The following is a 25,295-nucleotide window of genomic DNA, read 5'->3' on the forward strand; positions in this document are numbered from 1 at the left end:
GGTCATGCACCGCGCTCTCACCGCTCTTGCCCTGCTGCTGCTGACGCCTTGCGCCAGCGTCCAGGGGGCCAAGATTGAAACGGCGTTTACGAACAGCCTGGAGATGCCGTTTGTGCGCGTGGCTAGCATCGGCGGCGTGCTGGTGTGCCGTTATGAGACGCGGGTGAAGGACTACCAGCCGTTTGCGACCGCCACGGGTGTGGACTGGAGGAAGCCTGACTTTCCGCAGACGCCGCAGCATCCGGCGATCAATGTGAGCTTTGCGGAGGCGCAGGCGTTTTGCGAATGGCTGGGCAAGAAGGAGGGGCGAAAGTACCGGCTGCTGACGGATCAAGAGTGGAGCGTGCTGGCGGGGCTGAAGGAAGATCCAAACATCGCGCCGAAGGAGCAGCCGCCGAGCACGGGTGTGCACCACTGGGGCACGGGGCCGCTGACAAAGAATGTGGGCAACTTCTGCGACGAAGCCTTTGGCAGAAAGTACCGCAACAGCTACGACGCCAAATGGCTGGAGGTGGACGACGGCTATCCCGACACCGCCCCCGTGGGCAGCTACCCAGCGGATGCGAATGGCTTGTTCGATTTCGCCGGCAACGTCTGGGAGTGGGTGGATGGATGGTATGACCCACCGAACAACACGCTGCGGATTGTGCGGGGTGGTGCGTTCAGAGCGGGCAGTGAGAAGCGACTGCTGGCTTCGTTTCGCGGACCGGACCCGTACAACGTACACCTGGACAGCGTGGGGTTTCGGGTGGTGTGTGAGAAGGAGTGAGAGCTTCAGCTCGCTCTGGGAGGTTCCTCACTGGATAAAGAGTCCACAGGAACCAGCCAGATTCTGAACCGCTGATATGACGCTAATCAGACGCTGATGCCGAGTCCTTCCAGGGGCCGGCTACGTGTCAGATTGGGAGCTGTTTTGTTGTCCCACACACCCATGCGTCGTGCAAGTTTGTACCCAGAGTAGTCTGTCAGCCGAGGGAATTTTTGACGGTGGTAAACCGCCCAGTAGTTAACGATCTGATGACTGAGCTGTCGTAACCAAAGAGGGTTTTGCACGGCGAATGCCTGTATGAAAGGCCGCCAGTCTTCACTCATCCTTTGCTCCAAAGCTGTGAGGATCTCCTGCACGTAGTCTTTGAAGAGCAGCGCCACAAAGGGCGTGCTCCAGGCCGACGGCTGGGAAAGGAGCTGCACAGCCCAGATTTCCCGCTGATAGCCTGAATAATGGCGTGTGAAGATCGCGGCGAGAATGGCAGCCTGAGCGTCCGTCAGATTCAGCGAAGCCGTGACCGCCAATTCAGGAAAATATACTCTGGAAGGGATGGCACACTCACCCAAAGCAGTGATCGCCCTGAATCTGTCATGCTCAGGGAGGGACACGTCGGCAGGGGGAATCCCCCTCATAACGACGCGAACATCATCAGCTAGAGATTTCGGAAATGCGGCCAAGACGACTTCAAGAGTGGCCTGCGAATGAACACGCATGATTTTGGCGCAAATCCATTTCAATCCCCACTCACACCATCATCGGCGGATGCATCTCGATGGGCGGGATCTTGGTGCAGACGCGGCGGCCGTCGGGGGTGGTGCCGAAGAAGGAGCCGGTGGCGGTGCTTTCGGTTTTGATGACGTGGTAGGAATTGTAGCTGAAGGTCTCGCCAGGAGAGAGGTTGGGGAACTGGCCGACGACGCCGTCGCCTTCGACGACCATGGTGTCGCCGTCGGTGTCGCGCACGATCCACTTGCGGCCAAAGATGCGCACGATGTCGTGGGAGTCGTTGTGGATCGAGAGATGATACACAAAGGGATGCGGCCGGTCCGGCGGAGCAGGCCGTGTGGGGTCGTAGGCGATGCTGTCCACCGTAACCGTGAGACCGGGTAACGGATCGAAATTCATGGATTAAGTTAGTTCATGCGCGGGCTGCCACAAGCCGGGGTTTGCAAAAAGCAGCCAGACCCCTACCATCCAGCCAGCCGCCGCCATGACATCCCCTCCCGTCGTCCTTACCATTGCAGGTTCAGACTCCTCCTGCGGAGCGGGGGTGCAGGCGGATTTGAAGGCCATTTCAGCCCTCGGCGGCTATGGGCTGAACGCCCTGACCAGCGTGGTTTCGGAGACGCCGGGGCTGGTCTCGCAGGTGCGGCTGCTGGAGGGGGAATTCATTGCGGATCAGATGCGTGTGCTGTTTGGCGGGTTCCCGATTGCGGCGGCGAAGACCGGGATGCTGGGCGGGCGGGAGCAGGTGCTGGCGGTGGCGGAAACGTGGCGGGAGTACGGGCATGGGCGCATTCCCCTGGTAGTGGATCCCGTCATGGTCGCCACCAGTGGAGGGAGGCTGCTGGAAGATGCAGCGGAGCGCACCTTGACCGAGGAACTGCTGCCGCTGGCAACGCTGATCACGCCGAACATGGATGAAGCGCGGGTGCTCTGGGGGCGCGAGGTGACGAGCCCGGAAGCCATGGAGGCCTGCGCGCGGGAGCTGAGCACGCGTTTTGACGCCGCCGTACTGGTGAAAGGCGGGCACCTGCATGGCGATGCTGCCGATGTGCTCTGCCTCGATGGAGAAATCCTCTGGTACAGCGCACCGCGCACGCCGGGGGTGCGCACGCACGGCACGGGCTGCACTTTTTCCGCCGCCATCGCCACCGGGCTGGCGCATGGGATGGGACTGAATGAGGCCGTGGAGGCGGCGAAGGACTTCGTGAGCCGGGCGATCGCCGAGCATTTCATGTGGCAAAGTGCTGGCGCAGGCGTCGTACATGCTCTCAATCATCTGCAACAGACCGCCGAATGAGACGACTCGCCTTACTTTTGACCTTCAGCACCTCCGCATTTGCCGCCGGCGGCACGGAGCCGAAGGACATCACGCAGGGTGGCATCCAGACGGCGTTTCGTCTGCTGCAGAAGGAGTACATTCGCAGCAGCGATCTCACGTTTGATGTGCTGAACCGCGCCGCGCTCTCCGGGCTTCTCCAGCGTCTCGACTTCGGCGCGGAGCTGGTGCCGCGGAGCAGCGAGGCCAAGTCGGGAGCGCTGACCGGGGTGCAGGCCGAGCTGATCACGCCGCAGACGGGCTACCTGCGCCCGCGTGAATTTACGGCGCGGGAAACGAAGGAGCTGGAGCAGCACCTGCGTGAGTTTGCGGAGAAAAAAGTGGAGCATCTCATCCTGGACCTGCGGAGCCCGGCACCGCCGGGGGACTTCAATGACGCGGCGGACATGCTGAGCCTGTTTGTGCCGAAGGGCGAAGTGCTCTTCAAAATGAAGCAGATCAAGCAAACCGGCCAGACGACCTCCGAAGCGGAGATCAACCACCGCGAGCCGGTGTGGACGCGGCAGATGCTCGTGCTCATGGATGACGAGACGAACAACCTGGGTGAAACCCTGGCCGCCGTGCTGCGCCAGCGGAAGCAGGCGCTGCTGATCGGCACGGCCACGCGTGGCGGCGCGGTGCGCTATGAGACGGTGCCGGTGGATGCGGAATGGTCGCTGCGGTTTGCCCGCGCCGAGGTGCTGCTGACGGACGACAGCTCTGTTTTCAAAAAGGGGCTGCAGCCTGACTTCGTGGTCTCCATGCCGACCAGTCTCAAGCGGCAGGTCTTCCATGCCACCGACAGCCAGGACGTCAAAAGCTCCATCACTGACAAGCCGCGGCCGCGCTTTAACGAGGCTGCGCTGGTGGCCAACACCAATCCCGAACTGGACTCCTATCTCAAGCGTTCCGCCGGCCAGGCGCTGCCTGAGGATGCCCCGCGCCCCTCGGACACGGTGCTGCAGCGCGCGGTGGACTTGATCACCACACGCGCCTTGTTTCAGTCCGCCAAGATCGACTGGAACCGCAAGGCCGCGACCAGCCAGGAACCTCCGGCCCGCCGTGCCATACCTGTAACGAAGTGAGAGACATGGAGATCGCCGACCGCATCGAAACCACCGCCACGATCCGCCGCGTGCTCAGCGCACGCACCTGCCACGCCGTGCTGCCGAATGGGAAGGAAATCTTTGGCACCATTCAAAAGCATCTGCCCGACTTCCCGCTTCAGGAAGGAGCTGCCGTGCGCGTGCGCATGCATGTGTGTGACTTTTCGTATGGGGAGATGCTGGGCGGGGTGTAATAGGGCTTCACAGGCAGGCGGGGGGAAGCGAACGCAGCAGCAGCGGGCCCCGTGCTCCCGCGCGTCGGTTTTTGACGGGCGAGAACAGGGGAGCTGGCGGGAGCACTGATCGACGGACAGGAGTGTCCATCTACTGCCTTACACTTCCTCCGGCACGACGAAGGGCGGACGATATTTGTCCTTCAGCATCGCATTGGCGTCGTCTTGGTCGATGAAACGCTCGGTTTTGCCGTCCATCTTGAGGACGGGGCCGAGGGTGAGCTGATCTTTGATGAGATCGACCTCGTTTTTGCCGAGGTGCTCCTTCATGCGCTCGAAGCTTTCGGTGCCGAGGTTGCTGCCTTTGATCTGTTCGAGGATCTCCTCGGGCTTTTGCTTTTTACCGAGGCGGTAGCTGATGTTGCCGGTGTGGCAGAGGGCGCTGGAGAGGTGGCCCTCCAGGATGTCGGCGTGGAGATCGTCCACGCGGCGGCTGCGGCAGGCTTCGATGAAGTTTTTGAAGTGGTCTTCAGCGCCTTCGAATTTTTTGATCTCCTTGCCTTCTTTATCGAAGACAATGGCGGCGGAGTAGCTGGGCACCACGACGGTGCCCCCTTCGCATTCCACGATGACGCCCACGCCCGCACCGTTGACGCCTTCCTTGCCGTCTTTGCCCGGGATAGGCTGGAACTTCACGCCCTTGCTGGTCTGCATGAGCTTGTCCATGTTCTTTTCGCCCTTGGCACCGGGCAGGCCGCGCACTTCAAAGATGAGGGGGGCCTTTTCGTAGCCGTGGTAGATGATCTGGGTGTTGGCGGTTTCGCCGTCGTCCACATAGCCGAGGCGGCCGCCGACGCTCCACACGCTGGGGGAGAGCTCCATCTCGCCGAGGAACCAGCGGGCGATGTCCATCTGGTGGATGCCCTGGTTGCCGAGGTCGCCGTTGCCGTAGGCCCAGGTCCAGTGCCAGTCGTACTTGAGCTTCTTGCGCATGAGCGGTCCTTTGGGGCCGGGGCCGCACCAGAGATCGTAATCAATGGATTCAGGGATGGGCTGTGGGCCCTCCGTTTTGCCAATGCTGGGGCGGCTCTTGTAGCAGAGACCGCGTGAGACCAGGATCTTCCCGAGGTTGCCCTCCTGCACATACTTTACCGCCTCGCCGATGCCTTTGCGGCTGGAGCGGGACTGGGTGCCGGTCTGCACCATCCTGCCGTATTTGCGCGCGGCCTTGACCATCTGGCGGCCCTCCCACACGCAGTGGGACACGGGCTTCTCGACATACACATCCTTCCCCGCCTGCACGGCCCAGATGGTGGCCAGGGCATGCCAGTGGTTGGGCGTGGCGATGCTTACCGCATCGATGTCCTTGTTCTCCAGCAGCTTGCGCAAGTCGGAGTAACCCTGGACCTTGATCTTCTCCTTGTCGTAGCCTTGCAGCCCCTTGCCAAGGATGTCGCTGTCCACATCGCAGAGGGCGGCGACACGCACGCCGGCACCGTCTTTGTTGAGCTTGTTGTAGCCGCTGATGTGCGAGCCGCCGCGGCCGCCGAAACCGATGACGGCCACGTTGATGGTATCGCCGGGGCTTTTCTGGGCCCAGGAGGTTTTGGCGATGTAGAAAACGCCGGCGGATGTGGCGGCGGACTGCTTGAGGAAGGAACGACGGTTGGTCATGACGTGGAGGAGAACGCCACACAACGCGCCGCCTTTCCTTTTTGACAAAGAGCGGTGCATCCCTTCGTTAGCGGCACAACCATGACACGCCTTCTCGCCTTCCTCCTTTCGTCATTCGTCCTCGTGCATTCGTCGTTCGCAGCGAAGCCGAATGTCCTCTTCATCCTCTGCGATGACCTGCGGCCGGATGCGCTGGGCTGCTACGGCTCCAAGCATGTGAAGACGCCAAACATCGACCGCCTCGCGAATGAAGGCGTGCGCTTTGCCAACATGTTCTGCACCACCTCGCTGTGCTCGCCGAGCCGCGGCTCCATTCTCAGCGGACTCTACGCGCATGCGCATGGAGTCACTGACAACTTCACTGAATACCCGGCCACGCTGCGCAGCTTCCCATCCGTGCTGCATGATGCGGGATATGCCACGGCCTATTTTGGCAAATACCACATGGGCGAGGAGAATGACGATCCGCGCGCAGGCTATGACACCTTTGTCACCCACAAAGGCCAGGGCAAATACTTCGACACCGAGTGGAATCTCAACGGCAAGAAGCGCGAAGTGATCAAGGGCTACTACACCACGGTGGTCACGGATCTGGCCCTGGACTGGCTGAAGCAGCAGAGCGCGGACAAGCCCTGGTGCGCGTGCATCGGCCAGAAGGCGCCGCACAGCTTTTACACGCCGGAGCCGAAGTATGCGCATGTGTTTGACGACGTACGCGTCCCCTACCCCGCCACGGCCTTCATGCTGGATGACAAGCCGGCCTGGATCAAACAGCGCCTCTACACCTGGCATGGCATTTACGGGCCGCTGTTTGAGTGGCGCAAAAAATTCCCGGACGACAGCCCGGCCGCCGTGAAGGACTTTGAAAACATGGTGCATGGCTACTGGGGCACCGTCCTCAGCGTGGACGACAGCGTGGCCCGCGTGCGTGCCTGGCTGGAGGAAACAAAGCAGCTCGACAACACGATCATCGTCTTCATGGGAGACAACGGGCTGCTCGAAGGCGAGGACGGCATGGTGGACAAGCGCACCGCGCACGAACCCTGCCTGCGAATTCCTCTGATCGTGCGTGCGCCGAAGATGACGAAAGAAAGCAAGGTCATCCCGCAGCAGGTGCTCACCGTGGATGTGGCCCCCAGCCTGCTGGAACTCTGCGGCGCACCGCCGCTGAAAAACATTCATGGGAAGTCCTTCGTGAAGCTGGTTAAAAGCGGGGATGCTGACTGGCGCAGGAGCTGGTTCTACCACTACAACTATGAAAAGCAGTTTCCCTACACCCCCAATGTCCGGGCTGTCCGCACAGACGAATGGAAATACATTCACTATCCGCATGGCGACGGATCTCCGGACAAGCACATGGCCGAGCTCTATGATCTGAAAAGCGACCCGGGCGAAACGAAGAACCTCATCAGCAAACCCGAACTGGCCGGCAAGGTGAAGGAACTTCAGGCGGAGCTGGCCAAACTCATGCTGGCCACCGGACTCGATGCACAGACAGACAAGATGCCGATCGACGAAGGGGTGAAGAGCGAGCTGCCGGATGCGAAGATCCGGTGAGGGAGGAGACCAAGCGGGCTCCACCTTGACTCCGAAGATCGAATGAACCATCTTAAATCATGAATCTGCTGGACCGCATCACCATCGAAGCTGGAAAGTGTGGAGGACGCCCCTGCATCCGGGGCTACCGCATCCGTGTGAGTGACATTCTGGAATTGATTGCCGCAGGAGCCAGTCACGAAGAGATCTTGCAGGATTACGAATTTCTTGAGGCTGACGATATCAAAGCCGCCCTTACCTATGCAGCACAGCAGATGGATCACACGATTCTGGCCATTGCTGCGTGAAATTTCTGGTGGACAATCAACTGCCCGCGGCGCTCGCCCGTTGGTTAAGCGCCAGAGGACACGATGCGGTTCATGTTCTGGATCGCGGGCAGGGACAGACCGATGATCGCCAGATCTGGTCTGAAGCTCTCGCTGAAAATCGTGTCGTCGTGTCCAAGGACGAAGATTTTTTTATCCTGGCCACACGCCCCGGGGAACAAGGAAAGCTGCTGTGGCTGCGTCTTGGAAACTGCCGAACCCAGCATTTGCTGACCAAACTCGATCAAATCTGGCCCGCTATAGAAGCCGCATTGTCTTCAAATCAAAGAATTGTCGAGGTGAGATGAGAGGCTGCTTACATTGAAGTGTTGCGCTGTTAAGCTCTGAGGTGTTTGCATGTGACCTCCGCCTCCCGAAAAAGCACTCCCGTCTCATATAAATCCTTGTCAATGCCCGCAAGATGAGACAGCGTCTCATTTCATTCTCCAGCCGTTATTTCATGCATCGCGTCCTCGTTTCCTTCCTTGCTCTGACCGGTCTTCTGGCCGCCCAGGCTCCTTCGGCGAGTCCAACACCGCCGGTCCCTGTTCCGCCCCCGGTAGCCTCGGAACCAGGGACGCCTGCGCCTGCGGCCCCTGCTCCAGCAGCTCCGGCTGCCGCGATGCCGCCCACTCCGGCCGCGGGCAGCCCTGCCCCTGCCCCTGCCCCTGCCCCTGCCCCTGCCCCTGCCCCATCCACTCCTGCAGCTCCGGTTCCTGCGGGCCCCGGCGCTCAGACTCCCGGTGCCGCGCCAATGCCAGCGGGCACGCCTGCAGGTACGGCGGCCACACCTCCTGCTGAGCCGCCGCCTGGCCCGCTGCCGCCCATCCAGCCGCCACCGATGAAGGTGCCTGTGGTGCCGCAGCTTCCGGCCGGGCCGCCGCCGAACATCATCGTCATGCTCATCGATGACATGGGCTGGACGGATCTCGGCTGCTACGGCTCAAAGTATTATGAGACGCCGCACATCGACCAACTGGCGCAGGATGGCATGCGCTTCACTCAGGCCTACTCCGCATGCACGGTGTGTTCGCCTTCGCGCGCAGCCATGATGACCGGGAAGTCGCCGGCACGACTGCATATCACCGACTGGATTGCCGGCCATGTGCCGAGCAATGGCCGCCTCCTGATTCCGAAATGGACGATGCACCTGCCGTTGGAGGAGGAGACGCTGGCGGAGCGGCTCAAAACACGCGGCTATGCCACGGCCAGCATTGGCAAATGGCATCTGGGCGAGGAGGAGTTTTATCCCACCAAGCACGGTTTCGATGTGAACATCGGCGGTGCACACATCGGTTCTCCGCCGAGCTATTTTTCACCCTACAAGATCGCCACTCTGCCGGATGGCCCGAAGGATGAATTTCTCAGCGACAGGCTCACCGATGAAGCGGTGAAGTTCATCGAGAAGCACAAGGAGAAGCCCTTCTACATCTACCTGCCGCACTACGGCGTGCACACCCCGATCATGGGCAAGCCCGAGGTCATCGCGAAATATCAGGCCAAGAAGGCGGTGGGCGGGCACAGCAACCCGGTCTATGCCGCGCTGGTGGAGAGCATCGATGACAGCGTGGGCAAGCTGCGCGCCAAGCTGAGCGAGCTGAAGCTGACGGAAAACACGATCTTCATCTTCACCAGCGACAACGGTGGACTGAGCCATCTCGTCAGATCCCAGGGCTGGTCTCGTGGTCCTACTGACAACAGCCCCGCACGCCTGGGCAAAGGCAGCGCGTATGAGGGCGGCGTGCACATTCCGCTTATTGTCTCCTGGCCCGGCCTGGTGAAACCCGGCAGCACCTGCGATGTGCCGGTGATCACCTATGACCATGTGCCCACTCTGCTCGCAGCCACGCAGACCGCGCTGAAAAAAGACCAAGTCGTGGATGGAGAGTCTCTGCTGCCGCTGCTGGGCGGTACGGACACACTGGCCCGCGAGGCCATCTACTGGCACTACCCGCACTACCATCCCGGCAGCGCCACGCCTTACAGCGCCATTCGCGAAGGCGACTGGAAGCTCATCCTCTTCCATGAGGACAACCACCTGGAACTCTACAATCTGAAGCTCGACGCCGGTGAGGTGGACAACCGCGCCCCGTTTGACTCCATCCGCGCCCTGCAACTGCGCGACAAGCTCATGGCCTGGCTCAAGGACACCGGCGCGCAGATTCCGGAGCGGAATCCGAAGTATGATCCTGACAAGCCTCTCAATGAGCCGAAGAAGCCCGGGGAAAACAAAAAGAAAAAGCAGGCCGAGTAGCAGACTCCGGGAACGCTGAGATTTCCCGGGAAACTCCGCTCACCTGGTGCGTTGTAATGGCACCACCATGAGCACCAGCCAGCCTGCCTCCTCCCGCCGTCAGTTCCTTGCCCGCAGCGCCACCGCCGCCGCGGCGCTGGGATTTCCCGCCATCGTCAGCTCCAAGTCGCCAAATGAGAAACTGAACCTCGTTTTCATCGGGGTCGGCGGACGTGGCGCCTCCAACATCAAAGAGCTCACGGGCGTGGCGTTGTACGTGCCGCCGCGTGGAAAGAACGCCGGCAAAGCCCCGGGCGCCGAGCCCCCACCGCCGGCGGTGGAACCGCGTGAAAACGTGGTGGCGCTCTGCGATGTGAACGGCGAGAACCTGGACCGCGCGGGCGCTGCGTTTCCAAAGGCGAAGAAGTTCCGCGACTTCCGCAAGCTGTACGACTCCGTGAGCGCGGGCGAAATTGACGCCGTGGTGATCAGCACCACCGAGCACACGCATGCCTACGCCACCCTGCCGGCGCTGCTGATGAAGAAGCCGGTGTACTGTGAGAAGCCTCTCTCGCACAACGTGGCCGAGGCCCGGTTCATCACCGAAGCGGCCGCCAAGGCTGGTGTGGTGACCCAGATGGGCACACAGATTCACGGCATGCCCAACTACCGCCGCGTGGTGGAGCTGATCCAAAGCGGAGCGATTGGCAAGGTGACGGAGGCTCATGTCTGCGTCTCGCGCGCCTGGGGGCTGCAGAGCAAGGAGGAGGCGGAGAAGAACGGAGACATCGTCCACGTCATGGAGCGGCCTGCCGCTGCGGAAACACCGCCGCCGTACCTGGACTGGGACCTGTGGATCGGCCCGGCGCCCATGCGCCCCTACAGCAGCGTCTATTTCCCCGGCCCGAAATGGTACCGCTGGTGGGACTTTGGCAATGGCACCATGTCTGACCTGGGCAGCCACTGGAATGACCTGCCCTTCTGGGCGCTGAAACTGGATGCGCCGCTCAGCGTGGAAGCCTTTGGACCGCCGCCGCATCCCGAGATCGCCCCGGCCTCCATGCACGCGGTGTATGAATACGGGCCGCGCGGCGACATGCCGGCCTGCAAGCTGCACTGGCACCAAGGCGCGGACAAACCCGATGTCTGGAAGAACGATCCGCTGATCAGCAAGTGGAGCAATGGTGTGCTCTTTGTGGGCGACAAGGGCATGCTGCTCTCCGACTACGGCAAGCACATCCTGCTTCCCGAGGCCAGTTTCAAGGACTTCCAGCCGCCGAAACCTTTCATCGCCGACTCCCCCGGCCACCATGCCGAATTCCTGGCCGCCATCCGCAATGGAACTCCCACGGGGAGCCCCTTCAGCTATGCCGGTCCGCTGACCGAGGCGAACCACCTCGGAAATGTGGCGCACAGAGCCGGGGGCAAGATCGTGTGGGATGCCAAAGCCATGCGCATCACGAACAACGAGGCGGCAAACCGATTCCTGAGCCGTGTGCCTCGGGAGGGGTGGAGCCTGGGCTGAGCCGACGACGCATCCACGCCTACGCGGCGACCATTTCGTCGCGCATCTTCCAGCGCTGCTCATGCGTGAGCAGGCTGCGGAAGAAGTCCTCTTCTTTCTTGGGCTCCAGGCTGGTTTCGACCGGCAGGCTGAATTCAAGCTCGAGGCCGCGGGGCTCCAGATGGCGTGCTTCGGCCGTGCCGCCATGGAGATGCATGGTGACGTAGCAGGCCATCATGTTTACGCCAAAGTCATCCGGCTTGCGGCTGCGGGTGTAGAAGGGGTCAAACAGATTCACCGGCTTGTCCGTGCCCTCCCAGAGACCGGTGTCCCGCACGTACATCACCACATGTGAGCGGCCTTTTGCATCATGCCGCACTTTGGCGCTGATGTGAATGCTGTCCCCGGGGCTCAAGTGCGTGAGCTCCTCCATGAAGATGAGACGCCACATCTGGCGGAAGCGCGCACCATGAACCATGAGCGGAGGCAGATGCGCATCCACGGCAACTTCGACGCGCAGGTTCTTCTCCTTCATCTGCGGCGCGAACAGCTCGACCATCTCGCTGAGGATGCTGCTGAGATGGCACTGGTCCGCGCGTTCGAGCCGCTTCGAGTGCGAGGCCTCGGCCAGCCGCGCCAGCATGGACTGGATGCGCTCAAGCTGTGACTGGGCCTGATTTTGCACGTCAATCCAGAACGAAGGATCGCGCGGGTGGGCGCCGCCGATCTCCTCCATCAGCTTCATGGGCGCCAGATCGATGAAGGCGCGCACAACGGTGAGGGCATTGCGCAGGTGATGGTTCAACCCTTCCGCCAGAATGCCCAGGCCGGACACTTTGTCTGCAGAGAGCATGTTGCGGACGGATTCCGCCTTTTCCACCAGGAGGCGCTCGCGCTCCACCAGCGCATGATAGTAGTCCAGCGCGTGCTTGATGACCACGCTGAGCTCGTCCGGGTCCCAGGGCTTGTGCAGGTAGCGGAAGCAGCGCCCGGAGTTCACGGCGTCCACGGCGGCCTGATAATCCGTGTAGGCGGTGACGAGAATGCGTACGAGATTGGGGTTGAGCTTGCGCGCGTGCTCCATCAACTCGACGCCGCTGGGGCCCGGCATGCGCTGGTCTGTGAGCAGCAGGCCTATCTGAGGGCCGTACTGCTGCAGGATGCGGTAGCCGTCCATCGCATTGCTGGCGGTGTGGATGGTGTACTCGTCGCCGAAGATCTCCTTGAAGTAATGCAGCGCCTTCTCCTCGTCATCGACGTAGAGGATGTGATAAGGCGAAAGCATGGGGCTCGGCATCATCAGGCTCAGGTGTGCACGGGTTTCTTCAGGCTGAGGGTGAACTGCGTATGGCTGCCCTCCGCGGTGTCGATCTTCACTTCGCCCTCCATCTGCTGAATCATGCGGAAGCAGATGCTGAGCCCGAGGCCCATGCCCTGGCCCACCTGCTTGGTGGTGAAGAACGGATCAAAAATCTTTGAGAGGTTCTCCTTGGGGATGCCGGAGCCATTGTCCCGAACGATCAAGTCAACGCCGTCCGCGGTTGCGCGGGCTTTGAGCCAGACCGTCGGCTCCGGCCGCCCCGCCAGCGCGTCCAGGCTGTTCTGCACGAGATTCAGCAAAATCTGAATGAGGTAGTTTTCATCGCCCTGGGCGAGGATTCCCGCCGGAATCTCATCCATCAGCGTCACTCCGCGGTCACCGATCTCCTTGGCCAGGAGGCGGAGGGCCTTGCGCGAGGTGTCATGCAGGTCCACGGGCCGTGCGCCGCGATTTTCCGGATGGGCAAAGGTGCGCAGGTCTGAGACGATGGAGGACACGCGGTCAATGCCCTCGCCGATGTCCTCGGCAATGCTGTTAAACGTCTCGGCCATCTCAAGCGGGAGGGCCCGGCTCTTCTTCTTGAGCAGGTAGATCGCTGACTTCACGTAGTTCAGCGGATTGTTGATCTCATGCACGATGCCGGCGCTGAGGCGGCCGATGGAGGCGAGCTTTTCGCTCTGGTCCAGCTGGGCCTCGGTTTCACGCAGGCGCTTCAGGGTGGCGGTGAGCTCTTCATTGCGCGCGGAGAGTTCTTCGCGCTGATCCTCCACCTTGCAGCGGTTGGCAAACTCGCGCACGCGGATGGCGTGGTGCTGACGGCTGCCGAAATAGAGCACCACGCAGTTCAGGAGGATGAAGCCGGTGTTGTTCACAAAGATGCCCAGCTCCCGTGAGTCGCTGAAGTGAAGATTTGGCAGCGTGGCGGCGAAGTAGGCCAGCACCACGAGGCCGAGCGTGATGCCGATCTCGCGGAAGGTCCAGTGAAACACAAAGGCCGTGGCCACGATGCAGAGCGTGAGACCGGCGTAATAGCCGGACCCGGAGTCGCCGCTGAGATAAATCATGAAGCAAATCATGAGCGCCGGCAGCAGAGGCAGGATGACGGGATAAGCGCGGCAGTATTTGCGACCGAGGGAGCCATTCAATGCGAGCAGCAAGGGAACGCAACTGGCCGCGCAGGCCAGGCGCAGCACCAGGAACTGCCAGTAGTCGGCCGGGTAGGCCATCCAGTCGAGGAAACTGCACAGAGGGACGAGGACCATGACGAACCAGGCCCCCATGCGCGCATTGCGCAGGTTGAGCTCCATCTGCTCCTGCTCGAAGCGGTTGGGTGGAGGCGAAATTTCCTCCGGCCCACCGGGATGAAAGTGGTCGGTGCTGGGTGCGATCAGAGGCGGACTGATCTCTGCCAGAGCTGCGATTGACATAATTACTATAAAATTAATAATAATTACGTCGATAAAGCAAGGTCTATTCAAGGTTTTTTACAAATCTCTGACACCACCCCAGAGGGGCGGTGAAGAGATGGCAAGAGCTTGCGTCTCAATTCGTTGGGGAGGTGGCAAGTCTTCAGCGCTCGAGGGCAAAAGAAACGCAAAATGGCTGGCTCGGAGAGGGCGGCCTCCTCAGCAGCGGGGTTCGGAGCCGTTCTTATGAAGCGGTTCGTTTTGCGCCTTCCTGAGCGCTTGGCAGGGCACCACCTCTCGCCATCATACGCGCCCCATGCGCATTCTCATCGCCATAGATAAATTTAAAGGCTCCATTCCTGCCGCCGTGGCCGCCGAGGCCATCGCCGCAGCTTTGAAGCAAGCTTTACCGGAGGCGGAATGTGACCTGTGCCCGATCGCTGACGGGGGCGAGGGAACCGCTGAGGCGGTGGTGGCCGCGCTGAAGGGCGAATGGTGTGACACGGCCACGTTCGATGCCCGGAACCGCGCGGTGACGGCGCACTATGGGCTGGTGAGCGCAGATGGCCGCCGGGAGGCCATCATGGAAATGAGCGCGGCCTCCGGTCTCGCCATGGTCAGTGACCTGCCGCTGGATCCGGCCACCGCCAGCACGAGGGGCACAGGCTTGATGATGGCTGATGCGCTGAAACGTGGCTCGCAGCGTCTCGTCATCGGCATCGGCGGGAGCGCCACCAATGACGGGGGCATCGGGATGGCCGCAGCCCTGGGCTTTCGTTTTCTAGATGCGGCGGGGGCGGTGCTGGAACCGATCATTTCAAACATGGACCGTCTGGCCCGGATCGAGCGGCCGGAGACGGCGTTGGCGCTTCCTGAGATCCTGGTGGCCTGTGATGTGAACAATCCGCTGCTCGGGGCGCATGGCTGCACCCAGATCTATGGCAGGCAGAAGGGGGTGACGGACTCCGCATTCTTCGAGGAGCGGCTGCGGCGTCTGGCCGACGTGGCGAAAGGTGACCTCGGTGTGGACCACCGTGAGGTGCCGGGGGCGGGAGCTGCCGGCGGGCTGGGCTTTGGGCTCATGACTTTCTGTGGGGCGAAACTCACCAGCGGCTTTGATCTGATCGCTGATCTCGTCCATCTGCGCGAGCGGATTGCGGGTGCTGACCTTGTCATCACCGGGGAGGGACGTCTGGATGCGCAGACGCTGCATGGCAAAGGTCCGATGGGCGTGGCGGACATGGCGCGTGAACTAGGCAAACCCGTGGCCGCTTTTGCCGGAGCGATTGAGGCCGAAGACAAGCTACGCGGGCGGTTTGATCTTCTCTGCGCCATCAAGCCCAGGGAAATGCCGCTGGCCGAAGCCATGCAGCGCGGGCCGGAACTGCTGGGGGCTTCGGTCATTTCCCAATCCCGCGCCCTCCTTGACCTTCTGACCAACTCTTGACCTGCCCCGTTGACCGTGCTCAGTGCCGTCTCCCCTCTTCAATTACCACCTACATTAGACACACTTCACGAATGAACGCAGTTCTCCTCTTCGCCGGTCAAGGCGCACAAAAAGTCGGCATGGGCAAGGATCTTGCCGAAAGCTATCCCGCCGTGCGCGCCCTCTTTGACCAGGCCGATGCCACGCTGGGCTACTCGCTGACGAACATCATGTTTGAAGGCCCGATGGAGGAGCTCACGAAGACGTCCCGCTGCCAGCCCGCGCTTTATGCCCACGGCCTGGCCATCCTGGAAGTGCTGAAGAGCAAGGTGCCCGCGCTGAACATCACCGCCACCGCGGGCCTCTCGCTGGGGGAATTCACGGCGCATGCCGCAGCCGGCACCTTTGACTTTGCCACCGGCCTGAACCTGGTCTTTCAGCGCGGCAGCTTCATGGAAGAGGCCTGCGAAAACACCAAGGGCGCCATGCTGGCGCTGCTGGGCGGTGAGGAGCCGGCCATCCGTGAGCTGGCGAAGGAATGCGATGTGGACGTGGCGAATCTGAATGCGCCGGGACAGATCGTGCTGAGCGGCAGCGCCGAGGGCATCGCGGATGCAGCGGCCAAGGCGAAGGACAAGGGCATCAAGCGTGCCATTCCCCTGCCCGTGGCCGGCGCCTACCACAGCCGCCTCATGAAATCTGCGCAGGACAAACTGGCGGCGGTGCTCGCCACCGCGGCCATTCAGAGCCCGCGCGTGCCGGTGATCTGCAACTACGAGGCACGGCCCGTGGCCACGCCGGAAGAGATCCGCTCCACACTGACGAGCCAGGTGACCGGCAGTGTGCGCTGGGTGGAAAGCATGCAGCATCTCATCGCGGCGGGTCACACCACCTTCATCGAACTGGGGCCTGACGAAACGCTGCGGGGGCTCATGGGCAAGATCGACAAGAGCGTGAAGGTCATCAGCATCAAAGACGCGGCGTCTCTGGATGCGGCTGTGGCCCAACTGCAGTAAGATCATGAAACACCTTCTTTGCGCCTTCCTGGTGCTCACAGGCCTAGCGTCTGCGATGGAACTTCCTGCCATCGATGGCATGAGCTATGATCCTGCGGCTGTGGGCGCAAAGAAAGCGGTGGTGCTGTTCTTCGTCTCCCCGTTCTGCTCCACCACGAAGTCGTTCATGAAGGAGATCAACCAGATCAGCGCTGACTACGGTGATCGTTTGGTGGTGTATCTGGTGCATTCGGATCCTGAGATCACCAAGGAGGTGGCCATGGAGCATGCCATTCTCTCCGAGGTGAAAGTCACGGTGCTGCTGGACAAGGAACAGGCGCTGGCCAAGCAGGTGCAGGCGAAGATTACGCCGGAGGCGGTGGTGACCGGGCCGGATGGCAAGACGTTGTACAAGGGCCGCATCAATGATCTCTACCTCGGCCCGACCAAGCGCCAGCGTACCGCGACCACGAAGGATCTGCGCGATGCGCTCGACGCCATCCTCGGCGGCAAACCAGTGCCGGCTCCACAGGAACCGGCGCAGGGGTGCAAGATTGGTGGGATGAAGTGATCCTGCTTCACTCCTCGGCTTTCTTCCCCTTCCCCTTCCCTTTGCCTTTGGCAGCGGGCTTCGGGCCTGCTTGTGCGACGTATTCTTTGTCCAGCTTTTCCCAGCGCTCGGCCATGGCTTTCAGGCGCGCGGGTTCTTTGGCGGCGAGGTTGTGAGACTCTGCGCGATCGGTGCTGAGGTCGTAAAGCTCCCAGGCATCGCCATTGTCGGCAGCGCTGACGATTTTCCAGTCGCCCTCACGCAGGGCGCGATTGCCGGAGTGGTGCCAGAAGAGGAAATCGCGGCTGACGGTTCCGTCTTTGGCAAAGGCGGGCACGAGGCTGCGCCCTGGGAAGGGGGGAGCGTTCTCAGGCATGGCGGGCTGGGAGTCGCCGGCCAAAGCGAGCAAGGTGGGCACCACATCAATGACGTGGCCCTGGGTGTGGCGGAGTTCGCCTCTGGCACTGATGCCCTTCGGCCAGTGGGCGATGAAGGGCGTGCTGATGCCGCCTTCATGCACCCAGATTTTGTGACGGCGGAATGGTGTGTTTGAAACGGTGGAACCGCCTGGGCCGAGGCAGAGATAAGAGGCCGCCGCGCCCATTGGGGCCGCTTTGTCGTGCCCAAGTCCGCGCACCATGACCTCTGCACTCGCGCCGTTGTCCGAGAGAAACAGGATGAGCGTGTCTTCATAAGCATTCATGGCCTTCAACTGCGCCAGCACGCGCCCCACCTCCTGATCCAGGCGGTCGATCATCGCGGCGTGGATGGCCTGCTTCGCGGCCTGAAACTGCTTCTGCTCCGCCGTGAGACTTTCCCATGGCACGGCATGGCGCGTCTCACCAGGACCGAGGATTTCCAGATCGCTCTCCTTGCCGCTGGGTGCGGTGATCTGTGGTTCGGGATCTGACAGCGAGGTGTGCACGAGGCCGAGCTGTTTCTGCTTTTCAAACCGAGCCGCGCGTGTCTGCGGCCAGCCTTTGGCATAGGTGTCCTTGTATTTGGCGATGTCCGCCGGGAGTGCCTGGATGGGGAAATGCGGTGCGGTGAAAGCGATGTAGCTGAAGAACGGGGTGCTGGCATGCTGCTGCGCGTGCTCCTTGAGGAAATCGATTGCGTGATCCGCGATGGCGATGCTCGAATACCACTCGCCTTCCGGCTCAGGCAACGGCGCGTCATCGAGCATGTGCTTCTTGGGATGGAAGTGGTTGTCCTGCTGCTGGACGTAATAGGAGCGCGTGAAGCCGCCGTCCGCCACGACACGCGGCGCATTGGTCACGTGCCACTTGCCGGAGTGGTAGCTGCGGTACCCCAGCGGTGCGAGCCGCTGCGGCAAAGTCCGCACCCAGGCTGGAAACTTTCCATACTGCGGATCCATCCCGATCTGCTGCGCGTAGTGTCCCGTCATGAGCACGCTGCGCGTGGGCCAGCAGCGGGCCGTGTTGTAAAACTGGGTGAAGCGCAAACCGCCCGCCGCAAGCTTGTCCAGATTCGGGGTCGCTATCTCACCGCCATAGCAGCCCAGATCTGAGTAGCCTAGATCATCCGCCAGGAAGATGACGAAGTTGGGCTTGGCGGACGCTGCGTGGAGAGTGGCGCAGTAGAAAAGGAAAAGAAAAACAGGAAGCCGGAGCATAGGCATCCAAACGATGCCCATGACCGACTTCCTGCTGCAAATAAGGGAGGATTGACTGGAACGATTACTCGGCCGCAGGCGTATCTGCGGCGGGCTCCGAAGCTGGCGCATCCGGCGTCACGGCATCGGCAGCAACTGCGTCCGCCACAGCCTCAGCGGCTGCTTCATCCGCCACCACGGTGGCAACGTCCTGGATAGTTTCGCCTTCGTTGAGGCCCATGAGCTTCACGCCCTGGGCGTTGCGGCCGGTTTCGCGGATGTCGCAGACGCGGATGCGCACGCTCTGGCCTCTGGTGGTCATGAGCATGAGTTCGTCTTTGTCATGGACGGCTTTGGCAGCGACAACTTTGCCGGTCTTCTCGGTGACGTTCATGGTGGTCACGCCTTTGCCGCCGCGATTTGTCAGGAGGCGGTATTCATCAAAGGCAGTGCGTTTGCCGAGGCCGTTTTCAGACACGACGAGAACCATGGTATCTGGCTCGTTGGTGATGCAACTGACGAGGAAGTCGCCGTCATCCAGCGTGATGCCGCGGACACCAGCTGTAGCACGGCCAATGGGGCGCAGGTTTGGCGATGTGGGGTCGTCTCCCGTTTCATGGAAGCGGGCGCACATGCCTTCATGGGTGACGAGGCAGACTTCCTTGTTGCCATCGGTGAGCACGACATCGACAAGATCGTTTCCTTCATCCAGCTTGATGGCGATGATGCCGTCCTTGCGATAGTTTTTGAACTCTTCGAGGGCGGTCTTTTTGACGGTGCCGTCCTTCGTGGCAAAGAGCACGTACTTATCAGCGGCCCACATGGCTTCGTCCTCAGCGCCCTGGGCTTTGAGGATGAGAACGCTGGCGATCTTCTCTTCCGAACGCAGGTTCAGCATGTTCTTGATGCTGCGACCTTTGCCGGTGCGTGCGGCTTCGGGGATCTGGTACACGCGCTCCACGTACATGCGGCCGGTGTTGGTGAAGAAGAGCAGGAAGTCGTGCAGATGTGCGCTGAAGAGGTGCTCCACGAAATCCGTGGCCTCGTCTTCGCCCTGGGACTCGCGAGTTTCCATGCCCTTGAGCCCTTTGCCGCCACGGCCTTGGACGCGGTACTCGGCAGTGGCGGTGCGCTTGATGCTGCCCATGTGCGTCATCGTGACCACCGTTGGGTCGTTCGGGATGAGGTCGATGCTCTGGATCTCGCCCTCGGCGGCTTCGATGCGGGTGAAGCGCGGGGTGGCGTGCTTGAGGCGGATGGCCTGCAGCTCGTCCTTGATGATCTGCAGCACGCGAACTTCGCGCGCCAGGATGTCCATGAGATCGCGGATGCTGGCGAGGATCTCGTCGTAGTCGCCTTTGATCTTGTCGCGCTCAAGGCCGACGAGCTGGTAGAGGCGCAGTTCCAGGATGTCTTCGACCTGCTTGTCGGTGAAGACATAGCGGTCCCCCTGAATGCTGGCCTGGCCGCGGATGAGAATGCCGAGCTGTTCCGCGGTGCTGACGGCAAAGTTGTAGGCCTTCAGGCGCTCGCGTGCTTCGTCACGGCTGCGGCTGTCGCGGATGATCTTGATGAAGTCATCCAGATGGCCGAGAGCGAGGAGCTGGGCTTCGAGCTTTTCGGCCTTAACCTCAGCCTGCTTCAGCAGGTAGCGGGTGCGGCGGATGATGACCTCACGACGGTGCTCGATGTAGCACGCGATGGCGTCCTTCATGCTGAGCACGCGCGGCTTGCCGCCGTCGATGGCCAGCATGTGGATGGAGAAGCTGGTCTCCAGCGCGGTGTGCTTGTAGAGATTGTTCAGCACCACCTGGGCGCGGGCATCGCGCTTGAGATCGATCACCACGCGGGTGTTTTCGTCCGACTCATCACGCACGCCGCTTATTTCGGCGATGACTTTTTCATTGGCGAGTTCGGCGATGCGCTTCACCAGTTCCGCACGGTTCACGTTAAACGGAATCTCGGTGATGATGATCTGCTCGCGGTTGCCGTTTTCCACCACTTCCGCCTGACCGCGGATGCGCACGGCACCGTGACCGGTCTCCATGTATTCGCGGATGCCGCTGGTGCCCTGAATGGCGCAGCCCGTGGGGAAGTCCGGCCCCTGGATGAACTGCATCAGCTCGCTGATGGTGATCAGGGGATTGTCCACCTGCGCGCACACGGCATCCACCACCTCGCCCAGATTGTGCGGCGGCATGTTTGTGGCCATGCCGACGGCGATGCCGGTGCCGCCATTGACGATGAGGTTCGGGAACGCCGCCGGGAAGACGACAGGCTCGGTGAGACGTTCGTCATAGTTCGGCACGAAATCGACCGTCTCCTTGTCCATGTCGGACATGAGCGTGCCGCCGAGATGCGTCATGCGGGCTTCCGTATAACGCATGGCGGCCGGAGGGTCGCCTTCCACAGAACCGAAGTTCCCCTGGGGGTCGATGAGCGGCTCGCGCATGGCCCAAGGCTGGCCCATGTGAACCAGCGTCGGGTAAATGACGGCTTCGCCGTGCGGATGGTAGTTACCGGAAGTGTCGCCCGCGATCTTCGCACACTTCATGTGCTTCTTCGGCGGATAGAGGGACAGCTCGTGCATCGCATAAAGAATGCGGCGCTGGGAGGGCTTCAGGCCATCACGCACGTCCGGCAGAGCACGGGCTATGATGACGGACATCGAGTAGTCGAGGAAGGAATTTTTGACTTCGTCGGCAACGGAAATCGGATGAATGTTAGGATCTTGCATCGAATGAAAACTTGAGGTGTTGAGTCAGTGGAGAAAGCGGTGCGGATGGATCACACGTCCAGGTTTCTCACATTGAGGGCGTTCTCTTCGATGAAGTGTTTGCGTGGCTCAACGACATCTCCCATGAGGATGGTGAAGATGCGCTCGGCCTCGTGAGCGTTGGTTTCGTCCAGTTTGATCTGGAGAAGCGTGCGCTTGGTCGGGTCCATGGTGGTCTCGAAAAGCTGCTTGGCATTCATTTCGCCCAGACCTTTGAAGCGTTTGATCTCCATGCCTCGCTTGCCGATTTCCATGACCTTGTCGAGGATGCCGGGAAGGCTGAAGACAGGGTGTACTTTGGCGTGGTCGCCATCACCTTCGATGACCTCAAACAGCGGCTTGTCCTGGCTGCTGAAGTGATCCACGTGCAGGCCCAGCTCATCGAGCTGCTGGAAGCGGCGGCGCATGCCGTGAGCTTCGTGGATTTCGATGAGACGGGCGCGGCGACTGGACTTGGGCGTGTGCCCGTTGCCGCTGCCGTTACCATTGGCCTCCGGGTTCGGCGTGCCGTCTTCGTTGAGCGCCGGAGCTGTCGCAGGCTTGGCAAACAGATGCAGGTCCTGGTTCTCCTTGGCAAAGGCGGCGAGCTGCTCATTGCCGAGGAAATATTTCACGTCCACCTCGTTGCCCACGCGAATCATCACGAGGTAATGCGGCAGACTGCCGGTGGCCTCATCGCGGGCCTGAAGGTAGTGCTCGAAGTCACCGCCATGCCGACGGATAATGTCGGCAAACTTGGCCACGGGGACGAGGAGTTCCAAGATGGACTTCAGGCGGTCGTCGGCCACCTTGGTGCCATCGGAGATGTTGCGCAGGCTGATTTCGCCGGAGCCCAGCTCGAGCAGGATGGCGTCCATCTCGGCATCGCTCTGCACGTATTCCTCGCGCTTCTTGCGGGTGACCTGGTAGAGCGGCGGCTGGGCCACGAAGATGTGGCCGCGCTTCACGAGCTCCGGCATCTGGCGGAAAAAGAAGGTCAGCAGCAGGGTGCGGATGTGGCTGCCGTCCACGTCGGCATCGGTCATGATGACGATCTTGTGGTAGCGGAGTTTGTCGATGTTGAAGGAGCCTTCCACCTCGCTGTCGCCACCGATGCCGGTGCCGATGGCGGTGATCATGGTCTGGATTTCCTTGTTCTGGAGCACCTTCTCCAGGCGGGCTTTCTCGGTGTTGATGAGCTTGCCACGCAGAGGCAGAATGGCCTGGTTGTGACGGTTGCGGCCCATCTTGGCGGAGCCACCGGCGGAGTCACCCTCGACAATAAACAGCTCAGTCTTGGCGGGATCGCGCTCGGAGCAGTCGGCCAGCTTGCCGGGCAGGCCGCCGCTGCTCATGGCGTCTTTGCGGATGGCTTCACGCGCCTTGCGCGCAGCCTCGCGGGATTTGGCAGCGATGATGATGTTCTTGATCACCTCGACGGCGGTTTCCGGATTCTCGTCAAAGTGGCGCAGCAGTCCTTCATAAACCACGGAGCTCACCACGCCTTCCACTTCGCCGTTCACGAGCTTCACCTTCGTCTGCGAATTGAAGCGCGGATTGGGCAGCTTCACGCTGAGCACGCAGATCAGACCTTCGCGGCAGTCGTCGCCCTCGATGTCCGGAAGCTTGTCTTTGAAGGCCTTGGGATTGGCGTTGATGTACTGCTTCACCGCCTTGGTCAGGGCGCTCTTGAGACCGCTGTAATGCGTGCCGCCGTCGGGGTTGGGGATGGCATTGGCAAAGCACAGCGTCTGCTCACTGAGCCCCTTGTTATACTGAAGCACGCAGTCCACCAGAATGAACTTCGGCTTGTCATCGATCATGATCTCGCGGCGGCCTGCCAGCGCGATGGGCTCGGGATGTACCTTGTCCTTGTCCGCACCCATCTCGCGCACGAACTGCTTCACGCCTTCGGTGTAGAGCAGCGTCTCCTGCCGCGGCGGGGACACGCGCTCGTCGGTGACGGTGATGTTGATGCCGGGATTAAGGAAGGCCAGTTCACGCAGACGCACCAGCAGGCGGTCAAAGTTGAACGTGGTGGTGATGGTGAAGATCGTGGCGTCCGGGAAGAAAGTGATCTTCGTGCCGGTGCGCTTCGGCTCCTCCTGCTCGCCCAGAACGGTGAGCGGCTCGGTGGTGATGCCACGCTCAAAGCCGATGGCGTAGATCTTGCCGTCGCGGAAAACCTCGCACTTGAACCAGTCGGACAGGGCGTTCACGCACTTGGCACCGACGCCGTGCAGACCGCCGGAGAATTCATAGGCGCCGTCGCCGAACTTGCCGCCGGCGTGGAGATTGGTGAGCACGAGTTCGACGGTGGGAATGCCCTTCGCATGCATTTCCACGGGGATGCCGCGGCCGTCGTCCTCGACGCTGAGCGAGCCGTCGCTGTGAATGGTGACGCTGACGTTTTTGCAGTTGCCCGCGAGATGCTCGTCGATGGAGTTGTCCACCACTTCAAACACACAGTGGTGGAGGCCGCGCTCATCGGGATCGGTTGGCGGCTACGTGGGTCGTGCTGTGGAGGTCGTTGTTGTCGTCAGACATGGCTTTGCGTTACGGGGTGTTCCATCGCCTGAATCCGTCCTATTTGACCACTCCGGAAACGTGCTCGATGAAGGTCTTTTCAGACTAGCAAGATGACAGGGTGAGCCAAGAGTTTTTTTACTCTGAAACGCACTCTTTTTTGCCTCCAAACCGGCCCCTAAACAACATCCTGCAAACCCAGCTTTTCGATAACTTCCGGCAAAACGCCGGGGTACGGTCCGCCGACGCTGATATTGCCCACGTAGCCGAGGCTTTTCCAGGTCTGACTGTGGGTGTAAAAGCCGCTGAGGCAGAGCTGGCGGAAGCGCCTGAAAAAGACGGCCCCGATGTGGTGCTCCGGCCGCGCCTTCTCGGTGTCGCAAATATCGTCAGCGATCTGGCACTGCTGCGGCTCGGCCAGGTCCTCAAAACGCTTGGAAAAGCGCTTAAAACTCTCCGTATTGAGCCAGCCCAGACCGCCACGGATTGTCTCGCGGTCCTCCTGATGCGCGGGGTAGTCCGCGCTGACCCATTCATTGATGAAATCCGGCACTCCCACCTCGGATGCCGCGGGGGAGGTTTCGTCCTTCGGCAGAATGAGGTCCGCCAGTGCCTGCGTGGTGGCCAGTTCCTCGGCAGACAGCAGCTTCTCCCACGGAAACTTCAGCGGCTGCATGAAGTCGGGATCGTGAAAGACAAACCGCGAGGGATAAGCCGGAGGCGCAGGCTCGGTAGCGTGGGGCGCCGCGATGGCAGGCGCAGCGGCTGCACCTGCAACACCGGTGAGAAGGCCTTTGAGGGCGTGGCGGCGGGAGATGGCGGAAGATGATGCGGCGTCGTTCATTCGGAGACGAGAATGGCTGGTTGCACGGAAAACTGTCTGCGGTTCAAAGCCAGGAGCCAAAACCACAGCAAACCGAAAAAGGTGCCCACGTAAGGCTGCCAGACCAGGAGAAGGGCAAATGCCAGCGTGATCCCAAAAAACCATCGCTCGCGGAGGCGACCATTCATCCAGGCGTGGGTCAGCATGGCCCCGCCCACCAGCAGCACGATGTTGCCGAGTTCCAGAATATCTCCGGCCTGAGCCATCCTCTGCGTGACTGCAGAGAGCGCTTGTGTGACCTCCCGTTGGTCATCCATCCCGGTAAAATTCACCGAGCCCAATGCCCTGGCGGCACGGTAGAATCCCACGAAGCGAAAGATCAACGCAGCCCCGACGAGCAAAGTTCCCAGATATGCCAGCACCCGGGCATTCTGCCGCCGCTGCTGAGTCATTTGCGGCCGGGGAGGATTTTGCCGCAGCCTTAGAAGTCTTTGATCTTTTCTCATGGCAGGCAGA

General features: G+C 61.3%; 21 protein-coding genes and 1 pseudogene. 12 read left to right on the plus strand and 10 right to left on the minus strand.

Annotated elements, in window-relative coordinates; translation table 11 throughout:
• Window positions 1–4: 4 nt before the first annotated feature.
• Window positions 5–769, plus strand: coding sequence for a formylglycine-generating enzyme family protein (locus ACILSQ_RS27460; RefSeq protein ID WP_395746896.1), 765 nt, complete (start codon window positions 5–7; stop codon window positions 767–769).
• An 86-nt stretch (window positions 770–855) separates the two neighbouring features.
• Here the strand turns inward: ACILSQ_RS27460 and ACILSQ_RS27465 are convergent, their stop codons facing one another.
• On the minus strand, window positions 856–1,482 hold the full coding sequence (locus ACILSQ_RS27465; RefSeq protein WP_395746897.1) for a hypothetical protein: 627 nt from the start codon (window positions 1,480–1,482) through the stop codon (window positions 856–858).
• A 31-nt stretch (window positions 1,483–1,513) separates the two neighbouring features.
• The gene (locus ACILSQ_RS27470; protein WP_395746898.1) at window positions 1,514–1,894 is read right to left on the minus strand and encodes an ApaG domain; all 381 of its coding nucleotides are present in this window, start codon (window positions 1,892–1,894) and stop codon (window positions 1,514–1,516) included.
• Between the two features lie 85 nt (window positions 1,895–1,979).
• Here ACILSQ_RS27470 and thiD point away from each other — a divergent pair, with 85 nt between their 5' ends.
• Genes thiD through ACILSQ_RS27485 form a run of 3 tightly spaced genes read left to right on the plus strand, consistent with a single transcriptional unit; the run spans window position 1,980 to window position 4,110 of the window.
• A complete protein-coding gene (thiD, locus tag ACILSQ_RS27475; RefSeq protein WP_395746899.1) occupies window positions 1,980–2,792 on the plus strand; it encodes a bifunctional hydroxymethylpyrimidine kinase/phosphomethylpyrimidine kinase in 813 nt (270 codons plus the stop codon).
• Window positions 2,789–3,895 (plus strand): S41 family peptidase, encoded by a 1,107-nt coding sequence (locus ACILSQ_RS27480; RefSeq protein ID WP_395746900.1) that lies wholly within the window; start codon window positions 2,789–2,791, stop codon window positions 3,893–3,895. Before thiD ends, ACILSQ_RS27480 begins: the two co-directional genes overlap by 4 nt.
• A 5-nt stretch (window positions 3,896–3,900) precedes the next feature.
• Window positions 3,901–4,110: a hypothetical protein gene (locus tag ACILSQ_RS27485; protein ID WP_395746901.1), complete on the plus strand. Its 210-nt coding sequence runs from the start codon at window positions 3,901–3,903 to the stop codon at window positions 4,108–4,110.
• A gap of 138 nt (window positions 4,111–4,248) precedes the next feature.
• On the opposite strand, the gene ACILSQ_RS27490 is transcribed toward ACILSQ_RS27485, so the two are convergent.
• Window positions 4,249–5,763, minus strand: a complete 1,515-nt coding sequence (locus ACILSQ_RS27490; RefSeq protein WP_395746902.1) for a Gfo/Idh/MocA family protein — start codon at window positions 5,761–5,763, stop codon at window positions 4,249–4,251.
• An 81-nt stretch (window positions 5,764–5,844) separates the two neighbouring features.
• Between ACILSQ_RS27490 and ACILSQ_RS27495 the strand changes: the two genes are divergently transcribed.
• The 5 genes from ACILSQ_RS27495 to ACILSQ_RS27515 all read left to right on the plus strand — a co-directional run bounded on the left by ACILSQ_RS27495 (window position 5,845) and on the right by ACILSQ_RS27515 (window position 11,383).
• The gene (locus tag ACILSQ_RS27495; RefSeq protein WP_395746903.1) at window positions 5,845–7,320 is read left to right on the plus strand and encodes a sulfatase; all 1,476 of its coding nucleotides are present in this window, start codon (window positions 5,845–5,847) and stop codon (window positions 7,318–7,320) included.
• 59 nt (window positions 7,321–7,379) lie between these two features.
• Entirely contained in the window at window positions 7,380–7,607 is a 228-nt protein-coding gene (locus ACILSQ_RS27500; RefSeq protein WP_395746904.1) for a DUF433 domain-containing protein, read from the plus strand.
• Window positions 7,604–7,933 (plus strand): DUF5615 family PIN-like protein, encoded by a 330-nt coding sequence (locus ACILSQ_RS27505; protein WP_395746905.1) that lies wholly within the window; start codon window positions 7,604–7,606, stop codon window positions 7,931–7,933. Before ACILSQ_RS27500 ends, ACILSQ_RS27505 begins: the two co-directional genes overlap by 4 nt.
• Window positions 7,934–8,379: 446 nt before the next feature.
• Window positions 8,380–9,879 carry a sulfatase gene (locus tag ACILSQ_RS27510; protein WP_395746906.1) on the plus strand — a complete coding sequence of 500 codons (1,500 nt, stop codon included), beginning with the start codon at window positions 8,380–8,382 and terminating at the stop codon, window positions 9,877–9,879.
• A 67-nt stretch (window positions 9,880–9,946) separates the two neighbouring features.
• Window positions 9,947–11,383, plus strand: coding sequence for a Gfo/Idh/MocA family protein (locus ACILSQ_RS27515; protein WP_395746907.1), 1,437 nt, complete (start codon window positions 9,947–9,949; stop codon window positions 11,381–11,383).
• Window positions 11,384–11,402: 19 nt separating this feature from the next.
• On the opposite strand, the gene ACILSQ_RS27520 is transcribed toward ACILSQ_RS27515, so the two are convergent.
• Both ACILSQ_RS27520 and ACILSQ_RS27525 read right to left on the minus strand, forming a co-directional pair.
• The gene (locus ACILSQ_RS27520) at window positions 11,403–12,647 is read right to left on the minus strand and encodes a response regulator (RefSeq protein WP_395746908.1); all 1,245 of its coding nucleotides are present in this window, start codon (window positions 12,645–12,647) and stop codon (window positions 11,403–11,405) included.
• A 20-nt stretch (window positions 12,648–12,667) separates the two neighbouring features.
• On the minus strand, window positions 12,668–14,110 hold the full coding sequence (locus tag ACILSQ_RS27525; RefSeq protein ID WP_395746909.1) for a sensor histidine kinase: 1,443 nt from the start codon (window positions 14,108–14,110) through the stop codon (window positions 12,668–12,670).
• Between the two features lie 295 nt (window positions 14,111–14,405).
• On the opposite strand from ACILSQ_RS27525, the gene ACILSQ_RS27530 reads away from it, so the two are divergent.
• The 3 genes from ACILSQ_RS27530 to ACILSQ_RS27540 all read left to right on the plus strand — a co-directional run bounded on the left by ACILSQ_RS27530 (window position 14,406) and on the right by ACILSQ_RS27540 (window position 17,081).
• Window positions 14,406–15,536, plus strand: a complete 1,131-nt coding sequence (locus tag ACILSQ_RS27530) for a glycerate kinase (RefSeq protein ID WP_395746910.1) — start codon at window positions 14,406–14,408, stop codon at window positions 15,534–15,536.
• A gap of 71 nt (window positions 15,537–15,607) precedes the next feature.
• Window positions 15,608–16,531, plus strand: coding sequence for an ACP S-malonyltransferase (gene fabD, locus ACILSQ_RS27535; protein ID WP_395746911.1), 924 nt, complete (start codon window positions 15,608–15,610; stop codon window positions 16,529–16,531).
• Window positions 16,532–16,535: 4 nt separating this feature from the next.
• Window positions 16,536–17,081 carry a redoxin domain-containing protein gene (locus ACILSQ_RS27540; RefSeq protein ID WP_395746912.1) on the plus strand — a complete coding sequence of 182 codons (546 nt, stop codon included), beginning with the start codon at window positions 16,536–16,538 and terminating at the stop codon, window positions 17,079–17,081.
• A 7-nt stretch (window positions 17,082–17,088) separates the two neighbouring features.
• Here the strand turns inward: ACILSQ_RS27540 and ACILSQ_RS27545 are convergent, their stop codons facing one another.
• The 5 genes and pseudogenes from ACILSQ_RS27545 to ACILSQ_RS27565 all read right to left on the minus strand — a co-directional run bounded on the left by ACILSQ_RS27545 (window position 17,089) and on the right by ACILSQ_RS27565 (window position 25,285).
• Window positions 17,089–18,696 carry an arylsulfatase gene (locus ACILSQ_RS27545; protein WP_395746913.1) on the minus strand — a complete coding sequence of 536 codons (1,608 nt, stop codon included), beginning with the start codon at window positions 18,694–18,696 and terminating at the stop codon, window positions 17,089–17,091.
• A 64-nt stretch (window positions 18,697–18,760) separates the two neighbouring features.
• Window positions 18,761–21,412 (minus strand): DNA gyrase subunit A, encoded by a 2,652-nt coding sequence (gene gyrA / locus ACILSQ_RS27550; protein WP_395746914.1) that lies wholly within the window; start codon window positions 21,410–21,412, stop codon window positions 18,761–18,763.
• A 50-nt stretch (window positions 21,413–21,462) separates the two neighbouring features.
• A pseudogene (locus tag ACILSQ_RS27555) lies at window positions 21,463–23,907 on the minus strand (DNA gyrase subunit B); the annotation flags it as partial.
• A 227-nt stretch (window positions 23,908–24,134) separates the two neighbouring features.
• The gene (locus ACILSQ_RS27560; protein ID WP_395746915.1) at window positions 24,135–24,800 is read right to left on the minus strand and encodes a gluconate 2-dehydrogenase subunit 3 family protein; all 666 of its coding nucleotides are present in this window, start codon (window positions 24,798–24,800) and stop codon (window positions 24,135–24,137) included.
• Entirely contained in the window at window positions 24,797–25,285 is a 489-nt protein-coding gene (locus tag ACILSQ_RS27565) for a hypothetical protein (protein ID WP_395746916.1), read from the minus strand. Before ACILSQ_RS27565 ends, ACILSQ_RS27560 begins: the two co-directional genes overlap by 4 nt.
• Between the last annotated feature and the right edge of the window lie 10 nt (window positions 25,286–25,295).

The sequence above is a fragment of the Prosthecobacter sp. genome (assembly GCF_044227185.1).
In the GTDB taxonomy this organism is placed as follows: Bacteria; Verrucomicrobiota; Verrucomicrobiia; order Verrucomicrobiales; family Verrucomicrobiaceae; genus Prosthecobacter.